25 protein-coding genes are annotated in these 21,065 nt (G+C 35.4%); 14 read left to right on the forward strand and 11 right to left on the reverse strand.

The window, feature by feature from the left end:
• Window position 1: 1 nt before the first annotated feature.
• Window positions 2-391 carry an archaeal heat shock protein Hsp14 gene (hsp14, locus tag C6988_RS05240; protein WP_220463411.1) on the reverse strand — a complete coding sequence of 130 codons (390 nt, stop codon included), beginning with the start codon at window positions 389-391 and terminating at the stop codon, window positions 2-4.
• Between the two features lie 59 nt (window positions 392-450).
• Window positions 451-795, reverse strand: a complete 345-nt coding sequence (locus C6988_RS05245) for a CxxC-x17-CxxC domain-containing protein (RefSeq protein ID WP_182134009.1) — start codon at window positions 793-795, stop codon at window positions 451-453.
• Between the two features lie 162 nt (window positions 796-957).
• Here C6988_RS05245 and tmk point away from each other — a divergent pair, with 162 nt between their 5' ends.
• From tmk to pyrH, 3 genes are read left to right on the forward strand one after another with little or no spacing between them, the layout of a single operon-like run.
• Entirely contained in the window at window positions 958-1,539 is a 582-nt protein-coding gene (tmk, locus tag C6988_RS05250) for a dTMP kinase (protein ID WP_182134010.1), read from the forward strand.
• Window positions 1,536-2,780 carry an HD domain-containing protein gene (locus tag C6988_RS05255; protein WP_182134011.1) on the forward strand — a complete coding sequence of 415 codons (1,245 nt, stop codon included), beginning with the start codon at window positions 1,536-1,538 and terminating at the stop codon, window positions 2,778-2,780. Before tmk ends, C6988_RS05255 begins: the two co-directional genes overlap by 4 nt.
• Complete coding sequence (gene pyrH / locus C6988_RS05260; RefSeq protein WP_182134012.1) at window positions 2,777-3,463, forward strand: UMP kinase; 687 nt, start codon at window positions 2,777-2,779, stop codon at window positions 3,461-3,463. Before C6988_RS05255 ends, pyrH begins: the two co-directional genes overlap by 4 nt.
• On the opposite strand, the gene C6988_RS05265 is transcribed toward pyrH, so the two are convergent.
• The gene (locus C6988_RS05265; RefSeq protein ID WP_182134013.1) at window positions 3,464-3,820 is read right to left on the reverse strand and encodes a hypothetical protein; all 357 of its coding nucleotides are present in this window, start codon (window positions 3,818-3,820) and stop codon (window positions 3,464-3,466) included.
• A 71-nt stretch (window positions 3,821-3,891) separates the two neighbouring features.
• Between C6988_RS05265 and C6988_RS05270 the strand changes: the two genes are divergently transcribed.
• Together C6988_RS05270 and C6988_RS05275 are read left to right on the forward strand one after the other, a co-directional pair.
• A complete protein-coding gene (locus C6988_RS05270) occupies window positions 3,892-4,437 on the forward strand; it encodes a hypothetical protein (protein ID WP_182134014.1) in 546 nt (181 codons plus the stop codon).
• A 99-nt stretch (window positions 4,438-4,536) separates the two neighbouring features.
• Window positions 4,537-5,112 carry a V-type ATP synthase subunit I domain-containing protein gene (locus C6988_RS05275; RefSeq protein ID WP_182134015.1) on the forward strand — a complete coding sequence of 192 codons (576 nt, stop codon included), beginning with the start codon at window positions 4,537-4,539 and terminating at the stop codon, window positions 5,110-5,112.
• Between the two features lie 230 nt (window positions 5,113-5,342).
• On the opposite strand, the gene C6988_RS05280 is transcribed toward C6988_RS05275, so the two are convergent.
• Genes C6988_RS05280 through C6988_RS05295 form a run of 4 tightly spaced genes read right to left on the reverse strand, consistent with a single transcriptional unit; the run spans window position 5,343 to window position 8,020 of the window.
• A complete protein-coding gene (locus C6988_RS05280; RefSeq protein WP_182134016.1) occupies window positions 5,343-5,987 on the reverse strand; it encodes a CRISPR-associated protein Cas4 in 645 nt (214 codons plus the stop codon).
• A 34-nt stretch (window positions 5,988-6,021) separates the two neighbouring features.
• Window positions 6,022-6,258: a hypothetical protein gene (locus C6988_RS05285; protein ID WP_182134017.1), complete on the reverse strand. Its 237-nt coding sequence runs from the start codon at window positions 6,256-6,258 to the stop codon at window positions 6,022-6,024.
• Window positions 6,259-6,271: 13 nt separating this feature from the next.
• On the reverse strand, window positions 6,272-7,309 hold the full coding sequence (locus C6988_RS05290) for a V0D/AC39 family V-type ATPase subunit (RefSeq protein ID WP_182134018.1): 1,038 nt from the start codon (window positions 7,307-7,309) through the stop codon (window positions 6,272-6,274).
• Between the two features lie 51 nt (window positions 7,310-7,360).
• Window positions 7,361-8,020, reverse strand: a complete 660-nt coding sequence (locus C6988_RS05295; RefSeq protein ID WP_182134019.1) for a hypothetical protein — start codon at window positions 8,018-8,020, stop codon at window positions 7,361-7,363.
• A 131-nt stretch (window positions 8,021-8,151) separates the two neighbouring features.
• On the opposite strand from C6988_RS05295, the gene C6988_RS05300 reads away from it, so the two are divergent.
• A complete protein-coding gene (locus C6988_RS05300) occupies window positions 8,152-9,714 on the forward strand; it encodes an ammonium transporter (protein ID WP_182134020.1) in 1,563 nt (520 codons plus the stop codon).
• 62 nt (window positions 9,715-9,776) lie between these two features.
• The gene (locus C6988_RS05305) at window positions 9,777-10,556 is read left to right on the forward strand and encodes a sulfurtransferase (protein ID WP_342752366.1); all 780 of its coding nucleotides are present in this window, start codon (window positions 9,777-9,779) and stop codon (window positions 10,554-10,556) included.
• Here the strand turns inward: C6988_RS05305 and C6988_RS05310 are convergent.
• On the reverse strand, window positions 10,553-12,754 hold the full coding sequence (locus C6988_RS05310) for a V-type ATP synthase subunit I (protein WP_255464264.1): 2,202 nt from the start codon (window positions 12,752-12,754) through the stop codon (window positions 10,553-10,555). The two genes, C6988_RS05305 and C6988_RS05310, sit on opposite strands and share 4 nt — an antisense overlap.
• Here C6988_RS05310 and C6988_RS05315 point away from each other — a divergent pair.
• The 6 genes from C6988_RS05315 to C6988_RS05335 are packed head-to-tail and all read left to right on the forward strand — an operon-like array spanning window position 12,748 to window position 17,639.
• Complete coding sequence (locus tag C6988_RS05315) at window positions 12,748-13,347, forward strand: V-type ATP synthase subunit E (RefSeq protein WP_182134021.1); 600 nt, start codon at window positions 12,748-12,750, stop codon at window positions 13,345-13,347. The two genes, C6988_RS05310 and C6988_RS05315, sit on opposite strands and share 7 nt — an antisense overlap.
• 1 nt (window position 13,348) lies before the next feature.
• The gene (locus tag C6988_RS05320; protein WP_182134022.1) at window positions 13,349-15,127 is read left to right on the forward strand and encodes a V-type ATP synthase subunit A; all 1,779 of its coding nucleotides are present in this window, start codon (window positions 13,349-13,351) and stop codon (window positions 15,125-15,127) included.
• Window positions 15,124-16,509 (forward strand): V-type ATP synthase subunit B, encoded by a 1,386-nt coding sequence (locus C6988_RS05325; RefSeq protein ID WP_182134023.1) that lies wholly within the window; start codon window positions 15,124-15,126, stop codon window positions 16,507-16,509. Before C6988_RS05320 ends, C6988_RS05325 begins: the two co-directional genes overlap by 4 nt.
• Before the next feature lie 2 nt (window positions 16,510-16,511).
• Window positions 16,512-17,144 carry a V-type ATP synthase subunit D gene (locus tag C6988_RS05330; RefSeq protein WP_182134024.1) on the forward strand — a complete coding sequence of 211 codons (633 nt, stop codon included), beginning with the start codon at window positions 16,512-16,514 and terminating at the stop codon, window positions 17,142-17,144.
• Complete coding sequence (locus C6988_RS11175; protein ID WP_255464267.1) at window positions 17,144-17,275, forward strand: hypothetical protein; 132 nt, start codon at window positions 17,144-17,146, stop codon at window positions 17,273-17,275. Before C6988_RS05330 ends, C6988_RS11175 begins: the two co-directional genes overlap by 1 nt.
• A gap of 52 nt (window positions 17,276-17,327) precedes the next feature.
• Window positions 17,328-17,639 (forward strand): ATP synthase subunit C, encoded by a 312-nt coding sequence (locus C6988_RS05335; protein ID WP_182134025.1) that lies wholly within the window; start codon window positions 17,328-17,330, stop codon window positions 17,637-17,639.
• 32 nt (window positions 17,640-17,671) lie between these two features.
• Here the strand turns inward: C6988_RS05335 and pyrI are convergent, their stop codons facing one another.
• Complete coding sequence (pyrI, locus tag C6988_RS05340; protein ID WP_182134026.1) at window positions 17,672-18,133, reverse strand: aspartate carbamoyltransferase regulatory subunit; 462 nt, start codon at window positions 18,131-18,133, stop codon at window positions 17,672-17,674.
• A 41-nt stretch (window positions 18,134-18,174) separates the two neighbouring features.
• On the opposite strand from pyrI, the gene pyrB reads away from it, so the two are divergent.
• Complete coding sequence (pyrB, locus tag C6988_RS05345) at window positions 18,175-19,104, forward strand: aspartate carbamoyltransferase (RefSeq protein WP_182134027.1); 930 nt, start codon at window positions 18,175-18,177, stop codon at window positions 19,102-19,104.
• 1 nt (window position 19,105) lies between these two features.
• On the opposite strand, the gene C6988_RS05350 is transcribed toward pyrB, so the two are convergent.
• Together C6988_RS05350 and C6988_RS05355 are read right to left on the reverse strand one after the other, a co-directional pair.
• A complete protein-coding gene (locus C6988_RS05350; protein WP_255464268.1) occupies window positions 19,106-20,113 on the reverse strand; it encodes a matrixin family metalloprotease in 1,008 nt (335 codons plus the stop codon).
• Window positions 20,113-21,015, reverse strand: coding sequence for a hypothetical protein (locus tag C6988_RS05355; protein WP_182134028.1), 903 nt, complete (start codon window positions 21,013-21,015; stop codon window positions 20,113-20,115). The genes C6988_RS05350 and C6988_RS05355 overlap by 1 nt, the downstream gene beginning before the upstream one ends.
• Window positions 21,016-21,065: the final 50 nt, after the last annotated feature.

Below are 21,065 nucleotides of genomic sequence, written 5' to 3' on the forward strand. Positions count from 1 at the left end.
TCTATTCTATTTGAATATCTTTTCCAGATTTTGTTACTGGTATTACGATATTTAGTACTCCATTATCATATCTGGCTGATGTGATTTTTTCTTCACCCTCTTTGATGATAATTGGAAGACGAATTTTTTTATCAATTATCTTTGGTCTTTGACTGCAGATAACTTTGATAGTTTCTTCTTGAGGTTTTTTTTCTGCATTAATTGATAAAATATTTCCATTTAGTCTCAATCTGATACCATTTTTTTCAAATCCCGGTAAATCAACTTGTAAAATTAGCTTATCTTGCTCTATCATCATATCTACTGGCGGTAGAACAAATTCATAAAACTCTCTTGATTTATTTCCTATCTCTTTCATCATATCTTTTGTCATAGACTTTACAAAATCCATTTTGATTATGATGATTAAATTATGTTATAAATTTTAGAGTTATTCTACGAGTAAAAACACTAGTTTTGTTTGTGATTTTGGAAACATTCTCTACAATAAACTGGTCTGTCGTCTTTTGGCTTGAATGGAATTTGACATTCATTACCACAGTCTCCACAGGTAGCAGTAAACATTTCTCTGGGTCTGTCTCCTCTTGAACCTCTAAATCTAGATCCCCTGTCATTTCTTCCATAGCTTGAACCCCTACCAAATCTAGATCCTCCACTTCGTTGTGGTTTGTGATTTTGGAAACATTCTCTACAATAAACTGGTCTGTCGTCTTTTGGCTTGAATGGAATTTGACATTCATTACCACAGTCTCCACAGGTAGCAGTAAACATTTCTCTTTCTTGATCAAAAGGCAAATTTTTCTACTGACTGGTGAAATTGACTTCTAATTAAACTATGGTATGAAAATTGTGCTTCCTTGAGGCAATTCATTCTAAATGCTAAAAAATAAAGATTATTTCAAAAAGAATTCTTCCTTGATAGATTTTTAATCAATAAATTTCTAGAATTATCAAATTATGATAATTGTTATAGAAGGTGGTGATCAAGCAGGCAAAAAAACTCAATCCTTACTATTGCAGAAAAAACTTCAAAAAAACCGAATTAAAACTAAACTTTTTAGCTTTCCTGATTATACAACCCCAATAGGAAAAGAAATTAAAAAATATCTTTCCGGTCATAGGAAATTTCCTCCACAAGTAATTCATTGCCTACTAGCAGCAAACAGGTGGGAAAAAGTAAACGAAATAAAAAAAGCTCAAGAAAAAAACTCAGTTTTAATCATGAATAGATATTATCAATCAAATCTTGTATACGGGGTAGTAAATGGCATGAATCCTTCGTGGTTAGAAAAATTAGATGAAGGATTACCTAAGGCAGATCTTGTTGTTGTATTGGATGTATCACAATCCATCTCCTTTAGCAGAAAAAAGTCAAACCGAGATCAATTTGAAAAAAATAAGCTATTCTCACAAAAAATTTCTAAAGCATACAGAAGTATAGCAAAAAAGAAAAATTGGAAAATTGTTAATGCATCTCAATCACGTCAAGAAGTCCATTTGGAAATTATGAAGTTATTTAGTAAAAAACTACGAATATGAAAAATAATTTCCTTGATATCATAGATCCCATACATGATTTTATTAGAATAAATAATACTGAATTACAAATTATCGATAATCCAATTTTTCAGCGACTTCGTAGGATTAGGCAATTATCGGGAGCACATCTGACATATCCGGGGGCACAGCACACAAGATTTGAGCATTCACTTGGTGTACTGCATATAGCAGGAAAAGCAGGAATTGCACTATCAGAAAAAAACATTCTAAAACAATCTGATATTCAAAATCTAAGACTCGCTGCCCTACTACATGATATAGGCCATGGTCCTTTCTCACATCTTTTTGAAGAGGTAATGAAAGAAAAATCAAAAATCACTCATGAGGAGATAGGGAGAGAAATTATTTTAAAAACGTCAATAGGTGACACATTATCAAAATCTGGTTTTGATAAAAATTTTCTTGCACAATTAGCATTTGGAGATTCTAAATTACAATTCATGAACGAAATAATTTCTGGGGCGTTAAGTGCTGATATGATGGATTACCTACTACGAGATGGATATTTCACTGGTGCAGAACATGCAAAAATAGATCATAACAGAATAACTCAATCTTTGGATGTATACCAAAAAAAATTGGCACTTGAACGCTCAGCCCTGTATTCATTTGAATCTATGTTACATTCAAGACATCAAATGTTCAAGGCAGTTTATTTTCATAAAACCGTTCGATCTGCGGAAGTTATGATTGTTGAAGCTCTTCGTCAGGCAGATAATGAACTTGGACTGACTTCATTAAAAATTGATGACTATCTCAAACTTACTGATGAATATATTATATCTAAATTATTATCACTCCCAGAAAAAAACTCTAATCTAAAGCGTGCTAAGAAACTTGCTCAAAATTATCAGGATAGAAAATTACTAAAATGCGTCTTTGAGCGTATTCTGACAAGTAAAAGTAATTTACAAAAAATCAAAATTTCAGAGATTAAACAAAACTTAGCCAGAAAATCCAAAGTAAATGAGGATGAAATATTCGTTGATAGCTCAATCACTCCCTCAATTCCTTTGGCTCCATCAAAGAAAGAATCAAAATCAATTATTCTAATAACTAACGAATCTCAAAACAAAACTGCCACTGAGATACCAATATCAAAAATTCCACTTGTGTCAACAATGTCTGGCTTTATGAATATACTGAGAGTGTATACAGCACCCAATTTTAGAAAAAAAGTTGAAATGGCCGCAAATTCAATCCTTGGTAACTTAGAATGAAAAAACGAATTGTAATCAAATTGTCTGGTCGCGTATTTGGCATGGACAATGTGAAAATACTGAAAGATTATGCTTCATTCCTAGTCAAAATTAGTAAATTTTGTCAGCCCATCATTGTAGCTGGTGGAGGACATATAGCAAGACATTACATTACTCATGCTCGTTCATCAGGAGCAGATGAATCTACACTTGATGAATTAGGAATAGAAATTTCTCGATTAAATGCAAAACTGCTAATTTATGCATTAAAACACAAGGCATATCCTCATCCACCTACTACACTTCAAGAAATTCGTCATGCTGTAGATAGCGAGGCAATTGTTGTCACAGGAGGTCTCCACCCTGGTCAAAGTACTAATGGTACTGCAGCACTAATTGCCGAAAAAATCAATGCCACTGAATTTCTTAATGCTACAGATGTGGATGGAGTTTATGATTCTGATCCAAATAAGAATAAAAAAGCTAAAAAATTCAAAAGAATTGAACTAAAGAATCTCCGTAACATGTTAGTCCATGAGGACTCTGTAGCGGGAGGATACGATCTAATGGATATCGTAGCTCTAAAAATTATTGAGCGCTCAAAAATTAAAACTAGAATAGTAAAAGCAGATATCAAAACCCTCGAAAAAGCTATTAAGGGAAATTCGGTGGGTACCGAAATAATTTTGCCATCTAAAAAATAATCATTTGTCTAAATTATTATGAATAGTAGGATATCTCTCTGTCCAAATCTCTACTTCATTTCCAACAAATTCATCAATTCCTGCATCTTTCATTTTTTTAAAAATATCTAATGCTTCTTTTTCTTCTAATGGTTTTGATTGGGCTTTTGTGTACCCGTCTTTATCTACTAAAATTGCTACAAAACCATCATGTGTCTTTATTACTGCAGCAAAATCTTCTTCTCCGACAGGGAAGAACTTTCCATCAATTTTTTTAGTTGTTAGAGTAAGCATAGCAAATCCCGCGATTTCAAATAATTTCATCTGTGATTTACTTGCAATGGTTTTTCCTTTTTGCACTGCCTGAAAATACTGCATTACTCTGAAATGTTAGCATTAGTATAATAATTATCTCAACATTTAAGATATGTAAATTATATTTTTAAAAAATGAACCCCAAGATTTTTGTAGGTGCAGCCGTTGGAGTATTTGCAGTTGTAATCGCAGTTGTAGCATTTTCTGGTCAAAATTTTATAAATGATGTATCTGATGATGGCTTATTTTTTTCCGGGGAAACTAATCGACAAGTCATTCCTATTTCAATTGAACTTGATGATATTTCTATTATTGAAGTAAATGAACGAGCAGCCACTATAGAAGTCTCATTTAAGATTACCAATCCAAACTACAAATCTGTTATTCTTCAGTTGCTAAAATACCAACTTTTTGAAAATGGGACACGAATACATATTGGTGAAATAGGTGAAAGACCGGAGGGAATGGTTACATCTTCAAACTATTTTACTCTGTTAAGTGATACTTCACTGATACTTTCAGACAAGGCAACAATAAAAAATTCTGGTAATTCTCCTGAACTATGGGAAGCATTATCAAATAACTCTGCCAAATGGAAAATTCTAGGAGAAGCCAACTTTAATCTCAGCTCCATGACTAGTGGAGGAGAAAACGAAATAACTTTTGAATTTGAAAAATAACCTTTCATAGGTTCGTTCACTTTGGACAGACATTAGATTTTCTATCTTTTTTAAGCCAAGAAATAATGGCAAAAAATCATTATTTCAAGGAGCGATATTATGTTAGCGGGTACTTATTCACTTAGAAATTTAATCCAAAACGAAGAATTTCTATTAGAACTTACTCGTACTCTTCGTAAAGAAATCACTGAATTAGAAAAAGAAAGAGAAGATGTAGAAACTGAACAAAAAGAAGCTCGAAAACAGGGCCTATTTGTAGAAAAAATGACTAATTATATGAGTGATGAACTTGAAAGACTTGAATCTTCTTCTAATGATGGCAAATCAGAAAATCAAACGATTTCGACAAATTTGAATAAACTATCAGAGACAGAAAAAAAATTAAAAATTCTTAAAACAAGATTAGAAGAATTCGTTAACACTGAAGATCAAAACCCCTTATCTAATTCATCTTTTTCAAATATACTAAAACAATATGAGGGATTTCTTCTTGAACTAACTAATTCATTAAACGAAAAGATCGTTAATCTTGAAAAAATAATCAATCGTCTTAAGGCAGAAAAAAGAGAATCACAACAGCAAAAAATATTGCTCAAAGAAATGGTTGAGTTGTTTAATGAGGAGATAATTGATCTTGAAGCAACCCTTGAGCAATTAAGGTCACAAAATGCATAATGTATCATAAAAATCAAAAATTATGATTATTTGTTTATAAGAAAATTTTTTTGGCAAAGTTATATATGATTCGCCAGAGACCTCTCTTCAAATGGCAGAAGCATCAATGGCCGCATTTGGCTCAGCAGTTGGAGTTGCAATAGCATTAGCAGTAGTGACATTTGCTCTCCGTGGAAAAGGACATCCAGAACCATTAGATTAGAAGGATAATTCCTTTTACAATATTTTTCTTAATCTTTGTTAAAACCAACTAGATCGGCTATTGTAAACTGTTTAGCAAGTTTCTGCTTTATGTAACATCTTTCATAATATTGGCAAGATGTACAATTTTTAGAGGGTTCTAAGATTGGAACCTTTTTCTCTTTTAAAAGGTCAGTTAATACTCGAACCCTTCTTACAACCTCTTCGAACATTTTGTTGTTTCTTGTTATCGAAAATGAGACCTCTTTTCTGTCACCAGTGATGTAAATGATTATTCCGTCCATTTTGTTGTAAATCCACATTAATGCATTCAAGAACAAAATATCCTCACTTTGGGGATTTTCATACAACTCCTCGGCGGATCTAAATAGGATGATGGCATCATCTACTATCATATCTGCCTGTCCTCGCAGTTTTACCTTGTCAATTTCAAAATCTTTAGATTCTGCCCCATAATGCAATTTTCTTAAAAGACCACTAGTTAGTTCATTAAAACCAGTCCTTTGTTCAGCTACGGGGTCTATTCTATCATAGTAAGAACGTCTAAGACACCTAACTACCTCATGAAGATGGATTGTTGTAAAATCCTTAGAATCAATTTTTATCTCAATTTCCTTGCTAATTGATTCTATGGCATTTGTAATGAAACTTCTGTAATCTCTATCTCCCATCATGGTAGATCCGCTACACATTTCATGTTCTTATAAATTAGCTCATTACATCTGTGAGAAATTTTGAAATTCTAGAAGAAAAGGCCAAAATTACAAAGTGGACTCCAAATCCGATAATGGCTCCAAGAATGATATTTCCTGTTGTAAAATAAATCCCCAAAAACAAACCTAAAGGCGGCAATGCAAAAATTATTGCCATAAAAGCACTCACCCAAATTGTATTGATGACTACATCAGTTGAAATGTCTTTTTTCTTTTTATGAAATTTAATCATTATAATCCTAGAATCAAAGATCTTTTAAAATGAGTTTTGACATGGTGGTTTCTACAGGGATTTTCTGTTCAACTGCATAGGCAATTGCACCTAAGTTTCTTACTTCATAAGCAGTTAACTTTGTGATTCCAATAATAGTTGCAAAATTAAACATCTTTGTAAAAGAACTACTAGCTGCCTTACAAATGGCAATCTCAAAGTTTCTCTCAAATTCAGCAATTGCATCCATCTCATTTTCTGTCTGAGGGATAAGATCTTTGTATCTTGTTGATGATAATTCAGCAAATGCATCTTTGATGGTAGCTGATGCAATAATCTTGTTTAGCATTTCTTTTGGAATACTTGGAGTATGTGCAGCTAAAAGATCCTGGATTTGTTGCTCTTCTAATCCCCAAAACTTTCCCCTGAGTACACTAAGTAAATTGTAAAAGTCTACATCCATTCCAACAAGTCGAATAACATCTCTGTTTCTTGTGTTCTTAATTGCCCTGCCTAATTGTTGAAACAAAATTTTATCAAAATATGTATCAATTACTTGGAGATTCTTTTTCTCATTATATATTGAGATAGCTTTTGCAATTTCTTCACCATGCTGCATTGTATTTAGGCTAGCAACTGTCTCTTCAATGTCTTTAGCTACAAGTGCTTTAATGATGATATCTCGTTGTTTAATCAATTCTTCTGCGTGAAGATTTAGACGCGGTTCAATCTCCTCTTGAGTCTGACCTAGAATCTTTCCTTTTAGAATAAGCTTTAGATTCCAAATTAGAAATTTTAGATAATAAGCATCTAAAATATCAGAATCTCCTGCAGTCTTTGCAATAGAATAATGAGTATCAGCAAGATGACTTCTTAGTGCATTTTCAATTTTTTCAGATGTGAATGGTTTTGAGACATCAGTTACGGCATCAGCATAAATTGTATTTTTAATTCGTGTGAGTAATTCATCTAAATCTCGTGATTCTGCCAAAGTCTGCAGATCGGGTTTTGATAAAAGCTTACCTCTTTGGCTGTAAGACTTTACCGAAGCATAGACCTTCTGAGATGCCATCTTCTGCTTCTCTATGAGTAACTGATTTTAATGTTTGGTGAAACTTTAGATTCAAGTAAGCTGGTTTAGGAAATTAATCACATCTTCTTTTCCAGACTTTGAAAGTTTCAGGAATCCCTCTAAGAATTCTTTTTGGGTTAATATTGTCTCATCTGAAGTCTTTTTAAGATTGGAAATCGAAAATGGTACTAATTCCAATTCTCCATTACAAAATCCTCTGACATATTTTTCAATAAATGAATAACAAAATCTTGGGGCAAATTTTGAAATTTCTTTGAGCATCATTATTGCTTCCTGTTCTTGCTTGTCAAGAATAGAGAAAAAATGCTCAAACAGTACATCTCTGCCGATAATCTCATCTAAGGACAAAGCTACCAACATTCCTTTTTTGGATAATCTGTAGTAAGGAATTCCTTTTTCTTGAAGAGCCTTTGGACCACGCTTTAAGGGCAACCTCCCATCTTCTTCTACAATCTCTAATGGCATCAGAATCTCATCTAAATCACGAAATATTCCAGAATAGATATTCTTCCAAATAATTCCATTTTCCTGAGCAATCTTTTGAGAGAGTGCAGTCCTCGTCCTATCTGCAGGACTTGGCATTGTTGCTAAGGTTACTATAATTGCCCTTTGCCTGTTGGCTTCTCCAGTTAGTTCTGTGCTCTTTGTCTTGAATGTATCAAATATGGATAATCTGGGATTTTTCTTCATCTTCAATCTGTATTATAACATAATTTTTAAAATTTATGTTAGTATCGCTATTTCCTAAAATATAATAATTTACGCTTTTTGAACTTTACACATCTCAATGCTTATATAATTTTCAAATCCGATGCTCTTTAATGAATTCTAGGAACCACAAGTATGCTCTATTACTTGTGGCAGCGGTAGCCGTAACTGCAACAGGTGCAATGTCACAGGCATTTGCACAACAAGTTACAGACGGAATGGATGGCTATGTACTAGGAACTAGTGGAATTTACACTGGAAATCCAAATGAATGCTGGTTTGATGACGGCGAAGGCAACATGTTGCCCTGTAGAATTGATACAGGTGATACAGCATGGATGCTGATGGCTTCATCAATGGTATTATTCATGACTCCAGGTGTAGCATTCTTCTATGGCGGTCTTGCAAGATCAAAGAACGCAGTCAATGTTATCGGCATGACTTTTGTTATCATGGGTCTTATGGCATTCCAATGGGTTGTCTTCGGATACTCTTTGGCATTTGGTCCATCAGATAGTGATGCAAACATGTTCATGGGTAGCCTAGACTATGCAGGATTAAACATGGTTTCAGCTTATGCACCATTAGGTACTCCTGGACCTTGTACTGATACATGGTCTGCAGCGTACCAGATGCAAGTATTCCATGAGGACGAGATCTGTAGTCAAGATTGGCCAGGTACTGTTCCACATCAACTATTCATGGCATTCCAAGGCACATTCGCAATTATCACCCCAGCACTAATTGTTGGTGGTCTAATTGACAGAATCAAATTCAGTGCTCTAGTCATATTTGTACTCTTATGGGGTACATTTGTCTACGATCCTATTGCCCACTGGGTATGGGGTGGCGGATACATTGGCGGAGGAGCAATTGACTTAGATCCTGAATTGTCGCCAAGTTACGCACTTGACTTTGCAGGTGGTACTGTCGTACACATTTCTTCTGGATTCTCTGCTTTAGCTGGAGCCTTACTACTAGGTCGAAGACTTGGTTATGGTAAAGTTCCAATGGAACCACACAACGTTCCAATGGTTGTACTTGGTGCATCCATTCTATGGTTCGGATGGTTTGGTTTCAACGCAGGAAGTGAAGTAATGGTAGACGGAATCACTGTTAGCGCTTGGGTTGTAACAAATACAGCTACAGGTGTTGCAGCAGTCACATGGACATTAATGGCTTGGGCACATACAGGTAAACCAAGCATTGTCGGTGCAGCTACAGGAGCCGTTGCAGGATTGGTAGCAATTACACCAGCTTCTGGTTGGGTAGGACCAATGGCATCTATTATCATAGGAATTGCCGCAGGAACTATCTGTTATGGCTGTGTTGCATTCAAGAACTCACGCAAGTGGGATGACGCACTCGATGTATGGGGAGTACACGGAATGGGTGGTCTTACAGGCGCAATCTTGACAGGAACACTAGCTAGTCCACACATATGGGATACTGGAGACGGTATTGGTGCATGGACAGGTACACCAGAAGGAATGGAACAACAGGCTATCAGCATTATCGGTGCAGCCATATCAATCGGATATGCATTTGGTGTCACAATTGTGATTCTCAAAGTCATGGACGCAGTATGGCCAGGCGGAATCAGAGTAACTCCAAAAGAAGAGGAGATTGGTCTTGATCTTGCCCAGCACGGTGAACGAGCATACGTCAACGAATAAAATTCCAAACAATTCTTTTTCCTTTTTATTATTCAATTACCAAAAACTAGATGTATAGAATTATGTCCATATTCCTAGATACAAAAGAACTTGAAAAAATTATTGACGAAAAAGATCTTTTGATCATTGACGCTAGATCATTCAAAGAATATTCTGAAGGACATATACCAAATGCTGTTAATCTTGATCTCTTTTCACTTCACTGGCTAGATTCATCAAGAACTGGCATTGAAGCATTTACATCTCAAATGGAAAAAATTTTTTCTTTTGTTGGAATTACCTATGAGAAAAAAATTGTATTCTATGATGATATTTCAGGAATGCTGGCAGCTAGGGGAGTTTGGATAATGAACTATTTTTCCCATACTCAAACTTTCATGCTAGATGGAGGATTCAAAAAATGGAAATTAGAGGATCAACCAATTGATACAAAAATTAATCCATTCAAGCCTTCAAAATTTAAGGCAAAAATAAATCCCGATGTACTAGTGGGATTTGAGTTTCTACAAGAAAACCTGGAAAACTTGACAATTATTGATGTGCGCTCCAAAGAAGAATTCGATGGAACATTGATTCGAGCTGCACGAGGAGGCCATATTCCTAATGCAATCAACATTGATTGGAATATGAATATCGACACCAATGGAAAGATGAAAAATTCCAAAGAACTCAGCACTCTTTATGAAATTCCAAAAGATTCAACAATTGTAACATATTGTCAAGGTGCGTACAGAGCAGCTAATACATTTCTTGCACTAAAACAACTTGGATATCAAAATGTCAAAGTCTACTTGGGATCTTGGGGTGAATGGGGAAATAAACTAGAACTTCCTATCTGTTAGTGTTTTTTCCAATTAAATTGATTATAGATTAACTCTGGTCTTACTTGTCTGAATGGTTTTGCTCCACCATCATACCACTTTGTAAAGAATTCATACAAGTGCAATCTGAGTGACTGTATATACACAATCAATCCCTCAATCATCATGATTCCTAGGTTTCCTCCAATGATCATTGCCCAAGCTCCAGCAGATTCTGCTCCTCCAAGTGAGCTAAATGCATTATTCACAGTAAGCAAAAGCGCTGCATGTACAAGTAACATAATTCCAAGTCTTGCATAACTAATTGTGTGAGCCAAACTTTCGACAGTCTTTCCAAGTAAAACTTCCATTACCACATTTGCTGCACTACCTCCCTCTTCTGGATGATGTTTAGCATGTAAAACTCCACCAATCATCATCATAACCATTGAACCAATTACTATGACTACTGCAATTCTGGTAATTATCCAAACTTGCGCCCAATCACCAAGAAACACTGTAACCCAAGGGACAGGTTCATCATGAACTTTTGAATACATGTTCATTACATCATATTGGGAACCAATAGCACACATCATAATTACTACAATTCCACCATACAATGCAATGTTTGGAATTGCTTCCATTGCCATGACAAACTTTTGTCCTTTCTGGGCTAACCTTTTCACTCTAAGTACCATTGCCCATACAAGATGAATGATGCCAAGGAAGATTGATACTTTTAGAATATTGATTACTTGGTCAAACGTTAACTCTGCAACGCTAAGAATTCCAACTAGCCATGAAATTGAATGGAGTGGTCCACCTTCTTCTAACAGCGACTCAAACGGTGTCATATGATCAATATGATAACCAAACATTTCACCAGCTCCTACTCCTGCAATTGCAGCTGATGCACCAGATATTGCAATCAACATTCCCCACTTTGAGAGCGTTCCCTGTCCTTTGACTTTGAACAGGAGTCCCATACCCATTAGCAAAAGCCCATGTCCAAGGTCTGCAAACATTATTCCATAAAAGATTGGCCACATCAAGGCAATCATTGGTGTAGGATCAGACTCACCTTTCTTTGGAATTCCCTGACTTTCTGTAATTACTTCAAAAGTCTTTACAAACTTTTTATTATCAAATAATGTTGGCGAATCTTGAATTAATTTTGGATCCTTGACATCTTCTACTATAGATGCCCACTGCTTTGTACTTTCAGTAAACTTCTTTTCCATTTTACTTGGAATGTATCCTCTAATCACTGCAAAATTTTTCGTCCCTGCTGGTTTTCGTAAGGTTTCTAACACATCTTTTGCAACAAATGCGGCTTCATGTAATGCTAGTAACTCCTGTCTAATGCTCTTCTTGATCTTCATTATTTCTTTGGTGATAGATTTTTGTTTCTCGGTGAGCTCTTTGATCTTTGATACTGCTAGAGAAAAAGCCTCACTGGGAACTTGAGGCATACCTTCTGGGATTACAAATGGATTTGCGTTAAAACTACGAAATACTTTTAGGACTTTATCAGTTTCTTGGGTATCTGCAATTACTAGAACTGCAGATTTCTCTTTACTACCCAAATCATATTTCTGAATTAAAATTCCTTCTAATGTTCTCACTATCTCATTGTAATCTGCAGAGTTTATCACAAATAGATTGGTGTAAAAATATTTCATTAATCCAAAGCCTGAAAGATCAATCTGGAGCTTTTTTACCATATCAAGAGTGTCTCTTAATGATGTATACTCTTCTATGGATCTCTTAGTCGTGGATGCTTCTTCCAAAAGTTTTGTTGGTTTGTCAATTACACTTGGAGCTTTTTTCTCCAAGTCTTCTATCATGGATTCAATTTCGTTAATCTCAAGATCCTTCTTTTTGATTACAGTTCCCTTGAAGAGAATCTCTAAAATGCCAACCCGTAAAGGAACATCAAGACCTTTTACAACATCATCTACTGACTGGAATAGTTTCTGTGCTTCTAGTAGTAGGTCATCAATTTCTGGAGTTACCAGATCACTTTCTGAATCAATCTTTTGAAACCACTCAAATTCAGTTAGTCTAGAAATTGCTTGTGGAGATTCTGATCTTGGAAGAATAACAGTACCTAATTTAAGATCGGCAACTACCAAGTCATATCTGTGTTTTTTAATAGATTTTAATATCTTTCTGAATCGTAGCGGAATCTTCCAAACATTAAAATCCATTGAGGAACGACCGCACTTCGTTGGCATTAGCTTCTTCCCTAGAACGAACTATTGACAAAATCCTTGATCGTACAGAAAATGATGCCATAACTGGGCTCAAAGAATCACTAGAATCCTCAAAGAAAACCCTTGACGACTCTGTACCAAAATTACAGCAAGAGTATGATAAGATTATCAATGACGGCAAAAAAGAGGCAGAAAAATTAGAAAAACAGATCGTAGGAAGCTCTGATCTAGAAATGAGAAACAAGCAAATCGTCCTTGTCGAGGAAGCCATTGAAAGAGCCTTTGCTAAAGCCACAGATCAAATTAAAAACACAAAGAGAGATGAAAATTATACTCAGTTAATCACAAAATTAATCGAAGAATCAACCAAAATTCTTGGAACTTCTGAAATTACAGTTTACTCAAATTCAACAGATAAAGAGATCATACAAAAAATTCTGCCAAAATTTTCAGGGGCACAATTAGCTCCAGAATCTATCAGCTGTCTTGGAGGAATTAAAGTCAAATCCAAAAATGGAGCTATGACATTTGATAATACACTAAACGCAAGACTTGAACGTATGAAGCCTTTAATAAGGAAAGAAATTGCAACCCAATTTGGATTAGGTAATTAATTTGGTAGCAAAAGGTAGAATTGTTTGGGTTAGTGGACCGGCAGTAAAAGCAGATGGAATGTCTGATGCAAAAATGTATGAGACTGTATCTGTTGGAAATTCAAAACTAATCGGTGAAGTTATTCGTTTAACAGGCGATGTTGCATTTATTCAAGTATACGAATCTACTAGTGGACTAAAACCAGGAGAACCTGTAGTTGGTACAGGTAACCCATTAAGCGTTTTACTGGGACCGGGAATCATAGGACAAATCTATGATGGAATCCAGCGACCACTAAAAGAATTATCAAAAAAATCAGGCTCATTCATTGGACGTGGAATCACTACTACACCAGTAGATATGACAAAGAAATATCATTTTGTTCCAAGTGTCAAAGTAGGGGATGAAGTTGAACCTGGAAATATCATTGGTGTTGTAAAAGAAACTGATCTTATCGATCATAGTATAATGGTTCCACCAAATCATTCTGGTGGAAAGATTACAAATATCGTAAGTGAAGGTGATTATGATCTAGAGACAGAAATAGCAACTGCAGAAAAAGATGGTAGTTCGTCTCCAATCAAAATGTATCATAAATGGCCTGTACGACAACCACGTCCTTACAAAGTACGATATGATCCTACAGTTCCATTACTTACCGGTCAAAGAGTTATTGATACATTCTTCCCTATTGCAAAAGGAGGAACAGGTTCAATTCCAGGAGCATTTGGAACTGGAAAGACAGTTACATTACACCAAATAGCAAAATGGGCTGATTCTCAAGTTGTAGTTTACATTGGATGCGGTGAACGTGGAAACGAAATGACCGAAGTTCTTGTTGAATTCCCACACCTAAAAGATCCTCGAACTGGAAAACCATTAATGGATAGAACTGTTCTTGTTGCAAACACCAGTAACATGCCAGTAGCAGCAAGAGAAGCAAGCATCTACACTGGTGTCACCATTGCAGAGTACTATAGAGATATGGGAAAAGATGTTGTACTTGTAGCAGATTCAACTAGTAGATGGGCCGAAGCTCTCCGTGAGATGAGTGGTAGATTAGAAGAGATGCCTGCAGAAGAAGGCTATCCATCATATCTTGCATCAAGATTAGCAGAATTTTATGAAAGAGCTGGTAGAGTAAGAGCAAAAGGCAGTCCTGATAGAGATGGCTCAGTAACTCTTGTTGGCGCAGTATCTCCTTCCGGTGGTGACTTTACAGAACCAGTTACCACTCACACCATGAGATTTATCAAAACTTTCTGGGCTCTTGATGCTAAACTTGCATACTCTAGACACTACCCATCAATTAACTGGATGAACAGCTACTCTGGATATCTGGCTGACATTGCCAAATGGTGGGGACAAAATGTTAGTGATGAATGGCTTAGTCTTAGAAGTGAAGCCTATGGCGTTTTACAAAGAGAGGATACACTAAAAGAAATTGTAAGATTACTTGGTCCAGAGGCCTTACCAGATGAGGAAAAATTAATTTTAGAAGTTGCAAGGATGATCAAGATTGGAATCCTCCAACAGAACTCTTTTGATGATGTTGACACTTACTGTAGTCCTGAGAAACAAGTAAAGTTACTCAAATTACTAGTAGACTTTTACAAACATGGTCAACAGGCACTCAAGGAAGGAGCATCACTAGCTGATATTCGTTCAATGCCAATTATTTCATCAATGCTTAAAGCTAGAATGGAAATCAAAGATGATGAAATTCCAAAACTAGATCAGCTTTTCCAATCAATGGATGAACAATTCAAAAGTATTTCAGGAGTGAAGGTTACAAATTGACAGTCGAAGGCGGAGTTCAATACAGCAAAATTGCTGAAATCAAAGGTCCACTAGTAATTGTTGATGATGTAGAAAACGCTGCTTTTGATGAACTAGTAGAAATTGAAACCAGTGAAGGGGAACGAAGATTGGGTAAGGTATTAGAAGTTGGAAATCATCAAGCAATAGTTCAAGTCTTTGAAGGCACTACAGGATTATCAGTTTCAGGTACTAATGCAAAGTTTGTTGGCAAAGTCATGGAGATGCCAGTATCAAAAGAAGTACTTGGTAGAGTATTTGATGGATTAGGCAGACCAAAAGACGGTCTTCCAGAACCAATTGCTGACAAGTTCATTGACGTAAATGGCGAACCAATGAACCCAGAACAAAGAGAATATCCTAAGGACTTTATCCAAACTGGTGTTTCAGTAATTGATGGAATGATTACTCTTGTCAGAGGACAAAAACTTCCAATCTTTTCAGGCTCTGGTATGTCACATAATATTTTAGCAGCTCAAATTGCACGTCAAGCATCTGTTGTTGGAACAGAAGAAGACTTTGCAGTAGTCTTTGCAGCAATTGGAGTGCAGTATAGTGAAGCAGAATATTTCAAACGAAGTTTAGAAGAATCAGGTGCACTCAAACGAAGTGTTCTATTCCTTAATCTTGCAGATGATCCAGCTATTGAAAGGATTATCACTCCTCGTGTAGCACTTACCGTTGCAGAATATCTAGCATTTGATCTAGGAATGCATGTACTTGTCATTCTTACTGACATGACAAACTATGCAGAGGCATTAAGAGAAATTAGTGCAGCAAGAGAAGAAGTTCCTGGTAGAAAAGGATACCCAGGATATCTATACACTGACCTATCTACAATCTATGAACGAGCAGGAAGACTAGTAGGAAGAAAAGGCAGTGTGACACAAGTTCCAATCTTATCAATGCCATCTGATGATATTACTCATCCAATTCCAGATCTTACTGGTTATATCACTGAAGGCCAAATTGTATTAGGTAGAGATCTTTTCCGTCAAGGAGTTTATCCTCCAGTCAACATTTTGATGAGCCTCAGTAGATTAATGAAAGACGGAATTGGTGAAGGTAGAACTAGAGATGATCACCAAGAAATTTCTAACCAAAACTATGATGCATATTCCAGAGCACAAGAGGTGCGAGCATTAGCTGGTATTGTAGGAAAAGCAGGTCTTACTGAGATTGACTTAAAGTATATGGATGTAGGTGATGTTTTTGAAAAAGAATTCTTATCTCAAGATATTGATGAGAATAGAACTATTGAAGAGACACTGGGAATTCTCTGGAAAGTTGTTTCCAATCTTCCAAAGAACGAACTTACAAAAGTAAAAGACAAATTTGTAGAACAGCATTACAAGGGTAGCTAAGAATGTCATTTGGGCAGAACGTAGCTGCAACAAAAATCGAGTTACTAAAATACAAACGCTCAAGCCAAGTTGCCACTATGGTGCAGAAAATTCTTGACGACAAGCGTAAAGTTTTGCTAAAAAATATCGAAGAGATGATTGTTGAGGCCTCAAAGGCTCGAGGAGGAATTTGGGATCCATTACAAGACATTTACAAATCTGTGAACGAGGCATATCTTTCTCTAGGTACATCCACTGTAGATTCAGTTGCACAATCAACTCCTGCAGTAATGGAAGTTGAAGTAAATATCAGACGAGTTGTAGATGTAAAAATTCCTGCTCTCACTGTAACTGAAAAAGATACAAAATCAGTACCTTATGGATTTGCCGATACAAACTCTTCAATAGATCGAGCATCAAAACAAATCAAAGTTTTGCTCCCTAAGATTTGCAAGGCTGCCGAATATGAGAACTCTATCTTTAGCTTGGCAAAGGCACTTGAAAAGACCCAAAAACTGCTTAACGCCTTAGAAAACGTAATTATTCCACAATATCACCAAAGAATCAAATTCATTTTGGCAACATTAGAAGAGAGAGAAAGGGAAGAATTCGCAAAGTTAAAAAAAGTAAAGGCTGCCATGGAGAAGAGAAAATAATGGCAAAAGAAGAAATTAAATCACTAGTCGAAAATTCTAAAAAAATTCTAGAGCAAGATTTTGAACAACATTCAAAGAATGTAAAAAGCGAATTAAACTCTTTCAAAAAAAAGACACTAGATCGGGTTTGATTAGAAAACATTATCATGATTTAAATATGGAAATTTTGGAGCAGAGTCATAAATGAAACAAATTGCAACTCTTCTTATAGCATCTCTTGCATTGTCAGCAGTAGGTTTTACTGGATTGGCATATGCAGCAGAAGGCGAGACTGCAAGTGGAAGTTCTGACTCATTAAAAATTCTAGGTGCAGGTCTAGCATTTGGTCTTGCAGCATTTGGTGCAGGAATTGGTTTGGGTCAAGTAGGTGCAGCAGGTCTTGCTGTAATCAGTGAAAATCCAGCTCTACAATCTAAAGTATTCATCTTTGTAGGTATGGTAGAATCCATTGCAATCTACGGTATAGTAATGATGTTCATTATTCTCGGTCAATAGACCAGAAACATTCTAAAAAGAATTTTTTAAAATTAATTATATTTTAGTTTATTCACATCTAAAATTCTACTACAGTATCTGCATTTTAGAACCAAACCATCTCTATCAATTACCTGCATTACTGATTCTATGTGCTCAGTACTGTTTGTGATGCAATCTGGATTTGAGCATCGGAAAATTCTACCTATCTCATTTGGTAGTGAGACTCTTCGTTTTTCAACCAGCTTGAAATTTTTAATGATGTTTACAGTTGCTTTAGGGGCAATAACAGCTAGCTTGTTTGTATCATCGTCTCGAAGAAATCGGTTTTCAACTTTGATTATGTCTTTTTTCTTAAATTTTCCACTTGGAACATTTAATGCAATGGTAATTAGACTTCCATCTTTTCCATCTATGTCTAGGGCGTTTAAAACACGAAGGCCTTTACCTTCGTCAATATGATCTATTACTGTACCTTCACGTATTCTTCTTACGATCAGTTCAGACTCTTGCATCAGAATACTTTGTATAGTCACCTGTATATATGATTGAAAGAATGAATGATTTTTTTCAAAAAGACATCATTTCAATTCGCGATCTAGATAAACAAAAATTAGAGACTATCTTCAAGGCAACGGATAAAGTCATTAATTTAGATCCAAATCAAAGACGGGAAATCGCCCGTGGTAAAACTTTGGGATATTTGTTTTTTGAACCAAGTACTAGAACTAGACTGAGTTTTGAAGCAGCTATGGCCTCAGTAGGCGGGACATCACTTGGAATAGCAGATGTTACATCATCTTCTACACAAAAAGGTGAAAGTCTTGCAGATACGGTAAAAATAATGTCAATCTATTCCGATGTTTTGGTCTTGAGACATTCCTTGGATGGCTCCAGCCGTTTTGCAGCTGAAATTTCATCAGAACCAATAATCAATGCTGGAAGTGGAACAGAAGAGCATCCTACTCAAGCTATACAGGATTTGTATACGATAAAAAACATAAAGAAAAAGATCGATGGTCTAAAAATTGGAATAGTTGGAGATCTAAAATATGGAAGAACTGTTTACTCTTTACTACAAGGTTTAGGAAATTACGATGTAAACGTGAGTCTTATCTCACCAGAACCGCTCAAAATTCGTTCCGACTCTGTATATGAAATAAAGAAACGATTGGATTTCTCTGAAACAACAAACCTTGAGGATGTAATTGATGAACTTGATGTGGTATATGTTACTAGAATCCAAAAAGAACGATTCCCTGATGAAGAAGAATACATCAAAGTCAAGGGAAGTTATGTAATAGGATTAGACCTTCTCAAGAAAATGAAGGATGATGCAATAATCATGCATCCTCTACCAAGATTAGATGAAATCTCTACTGAGGTTGACAAGACGCCTCAAGCAAAATATTTCCAGCAGGCCAAATTTGGTAAATACACCAGAGCTGCATTACTGGGACTAATCCTAAATGAAAATGGTTTTTAGATTATTTTTCACAAACAACCTGAGTATCCTGACCTCCATTGTACAATTCTACTAAAGCTGCAGCATTGCATTCAGAGATATATGGATAAGTCATATCGATAGTTGGCGCCATTAGATCTTCAGGTGCTGTTGAGTGACCTAATCCAAGTGCATGACCAAATTCATGTCTAGTAATAGTGGATAATTCCTCTTCGTCGAGATTACCAGTATCATAAATTGTTATGAAAGATTTTAGAATTTCATTTCCCTCTACAATTGATTTAGTGTATCCAGAGTATCCGTCGACATCTCGTAAACTTGACAATGTAATCACAATGTCACCCTCTCCACCATTTGACCCCATTACGTTAAAGTCAAGAGGAATTTGATACTCTGTAGATACTATTTGATTTTGAATGTCATTTAATGCGCCTTTCCAACCAACATAATACTTGGAATAGCTACCTTTTGGTCCTTTATGCGTCAAGGAATCATCAATCTCTATTGCTTCCATGGAATTAATTGCATTCTTTACAATCTCTACTTTTTCTTGGGGAATATTACTAGGAGCTATTATGTTGACATTCATAGTAGTGCCAATTAACCTCCATGACTTCCATGTATCCAGGGTGTCTCCTCGTAAATTTTCCACGAAGTATCTTGATTTGAATGAATTACTTTCTTGTAGTGTATTGTTTACTAAATCAGGACCAACTCCAGAAATTATCAATAGCAAAAACACAACAGGAAGAATCGATACTTCGGTTAGTAAGAGAACCTTAGAACGAGATTTTATTTCTTTTTTTGTTGCATTAATTTCTTTTGTGAGCTTTTCTTCGTATTGCTTTAAGTCACTAATTGATTTACCATTGACATGATCAATTTTTTCCCAGTCAGAAATTTCATTTGATTTTTTCAGAGTAGAAATTTGTTTGTGTGTATCATCAAGCTCTTTTTTCATTAATTCTAGATGATTTTTTAGTTTACCAATTGAATCTGATTTTTTGTTTTGGAAAATTTTTGTTGACATTATTTTTCGATTCCTTTTGTTAAAACATCTAGAACGTCAGCAGGAGTCCAAATTCGATTTTTTGTAGCAAGATATGGGTACCGCATATCAAGCATTACTTTACAAAGTTCAGCAAATGATAATTTTTCGGGAATTAATTTTGGAGTGTGGAATTGAAAAATACTCGCATTCAAATTTAGAAAGTTATCTTCATCCTCAAGGAAGTTTAGATCCGTTGTAATCTTTTCTAGGATGGTTCTTGCATCAAGAATTAACGAATCATTATCTAATATTACAAATTCTACTTCGTTTTTTGAGAGTAAATCTAAAACTTCTTTTACAGAATTATCTCTAGATATTTTTACTAATCTTCTAGATGGTTCCTCTGATGCTATGATTTCAGAATTACACATTGAACCAATTTCAAGAATTTCTCGAATGGATACTGCAGAGAAGTCATATTGTGAATTTTGAATGATCGAAAAAGTTTTTGTTGTCTTATTCATCTGATGTAAAATTGTTTTTAATTTTACTTTCCTATTATCCAAATAAAATTCTCGATTCATAATTTTTTTAGCAGTTGTATGATTGAATACATCATTTGTAGGATTCTTCAAAATTGATCTGATGATCTCTTTGTATCCGATTATACCAACAGGAAATTCTTTTTCCATGACTACGATATTATTTGCAGTATCTGATATTCTCGATAGCATTGATGCTGCTATCCACAAATTGTCATCTCCCATTAAGATGGATACTGGAGATGAATTTAGCTCATATGGAAGCAGATCATTATACAAACAATCATTGAATTCAATTGGTTTGCCAGTGTATGATGAATTAAATGCTAAGAGAGAGCTAGTATCTTGTTTTGATAGAATACTTCCAAAGTTTGATTTCCAAATCCTTTTTTCCTTCACAGCTCTTTAACCCAAATTTACTGTTGAAATATTGTTGATATCCAATTTGG

The sequence above is a fragment of the Nitrosopumilus sp. b1 genome (assembly GCF_014078545.1).
GTDB lineage: Archaea > Thermoproteota > Nitrososphaeria > Nitrososphaerales > Nitrosopumilaceae > PXYB01.

What these genes read in the sequence shown, in the direction of transcription:
- hsp14 (WP_220463411.1), bottom strand. Translation starts at nt 391, where the DNA reads ATGGATTTTGTAAAGTCTATGACAAAAGATATGATGAAAGAGATAGGA.
- tmk (WP_182134010.1), top strand. Translation starts at nt 958, where the DNA reads ATGATAATTGTTATAGAAGGTGGTGATCAAGCAGGCAAAAAAACTCAA.
- C6988_RS05255 (WP_182134011.1), top strand. Translation starts at nt 1,536, where the DNA reads ATGAAAAATAATTTCCTTGATATCATAGATCCCATACATGATTTTATT.
- pyrH (WP_182134012.1), top strand. Translation starts at nt 2,777, where the DNA reads ATGAAAAAACGAATTGTAATCAAATTGTCTGGTCGCGTATTTGGCATG.
- C6988_RS05265 (WP_182134013.1), bottom strand. Translation starts at nt 3,820, where the DNA reads ATGCAGTATTTTCAGGCAGTGCAAAAAGGAAAAACCATTGCAAGTAAA.
- C6988_RS05270 (WP_182134014.1), top strand. Translation starts at nt 3,892, where the DNA reads ATGAACCCCAAGATTTTTGTAGGTGCAGCCGTTGGAGTATTTGCAGTT.
- C6988_RS05275 (WP_182134015.1), top strand. Translation starts at nt 4,537, where the DNA reads ATGTTAGCGGGTACTTATTCACTTAGAAATTTAATCCAAAACGAAGAA.
- C6988_RS05280 (WP_182134016.1), bottom strand. Translation starts at nt 5,987, where the DNA reads ATGATGGGAGATAGAGATTACAGAAGTTTCATTACAAATGCCATAGAA.
- C6988_RS05285 (WP_182134017.1), bottom strand. Translation starts at nt 6,258, where the DNA reads ATGATTAAATTTCATAAAAAGAAAAAAGACATTTCAACTGATGTAGTC.
- C6988_RS05290 (WP_182134018.1), bottom strand. Translation starts at nt 7,309, where the DNA reads ATGGCATCTCAGAAGGTCTATGCTTCGGTAAAGTCTTACAGCCAAAGA.
- C6988_RS05295 (WP_182134019.1), bottom strand. Translation starts at nt 8,020, where the DNA reads ATGAAGAAAAATCCCAGATTATCCATATTTGATACATTCAAGACAAAG.
- C6988_RS05300 (WP_182134020.1), top strand. Translation starts at nt 8,152, where the DNA reads ATGAATTCTAGGAACCACAAGTATGCTCTATTACTTGTGGCAGCGGTA.
- C6988_RS05305 (WP_342752366.1), top strand. Translation starts at nt 9,777, where the DNA reads ATGTCCATATTCCTAGATACAAAAGAACTTGAAAAAATTATTGACGAA.
- C6988_RS05310 (WP_255464264.1), bottom strand. Translation starts at nt 12,754, where the DNA reads ATGCCAACGAAGTGCGGTCGTTCCTCAATGGATTTTAATGTTTGGAAG.
- C6988_RS05330 (WP_182134024.1), top strand. Translation starts at nt 16,512, where the DNA reads ATGTCATTTGGGCAGAACGTAGCTGCAACAAAAATCGAGTTACTAAAA.
- C6988_RS11175 (WP_255464267.1), top strand. Translation starts at nt 17,144, where the DNA reads ATGGCAAAAGAAGAAATTAAATCACTAGTCGAAAATTCTAAAAAAATT.
- C6988_RS05335 (WP_182134025.1), top strand. Translation starts at nt 17,328, where the DNA reads ATGAAACAAATTGCAACTCTTCTTATAGCATCTCTTGCATTGTCAGCA.
- pyrI (WP_182134026.1), bottom strand. Translation starts at nt 18,133, where the DNA reads ATGCAAGAGTCTGAACTGATCGTAAGAAGAATACGTGAAGGTACAGTA.
- pyrB (WP_182134027.1), top strand. Translation starts at nt 18,175, where the DNA reads ATGAATGATTTTTTTCAAAAAGACATCATTTCAATTCGCGATCTAGAT.
- C6988_RS05350 (WP_255464268.1), bottom strand. Translation starts at nt 20,113, where the DNA reads ATGTCAACAAAAATTTTCCAAAACAAAAAATCAGATTCAATTGGTAAA.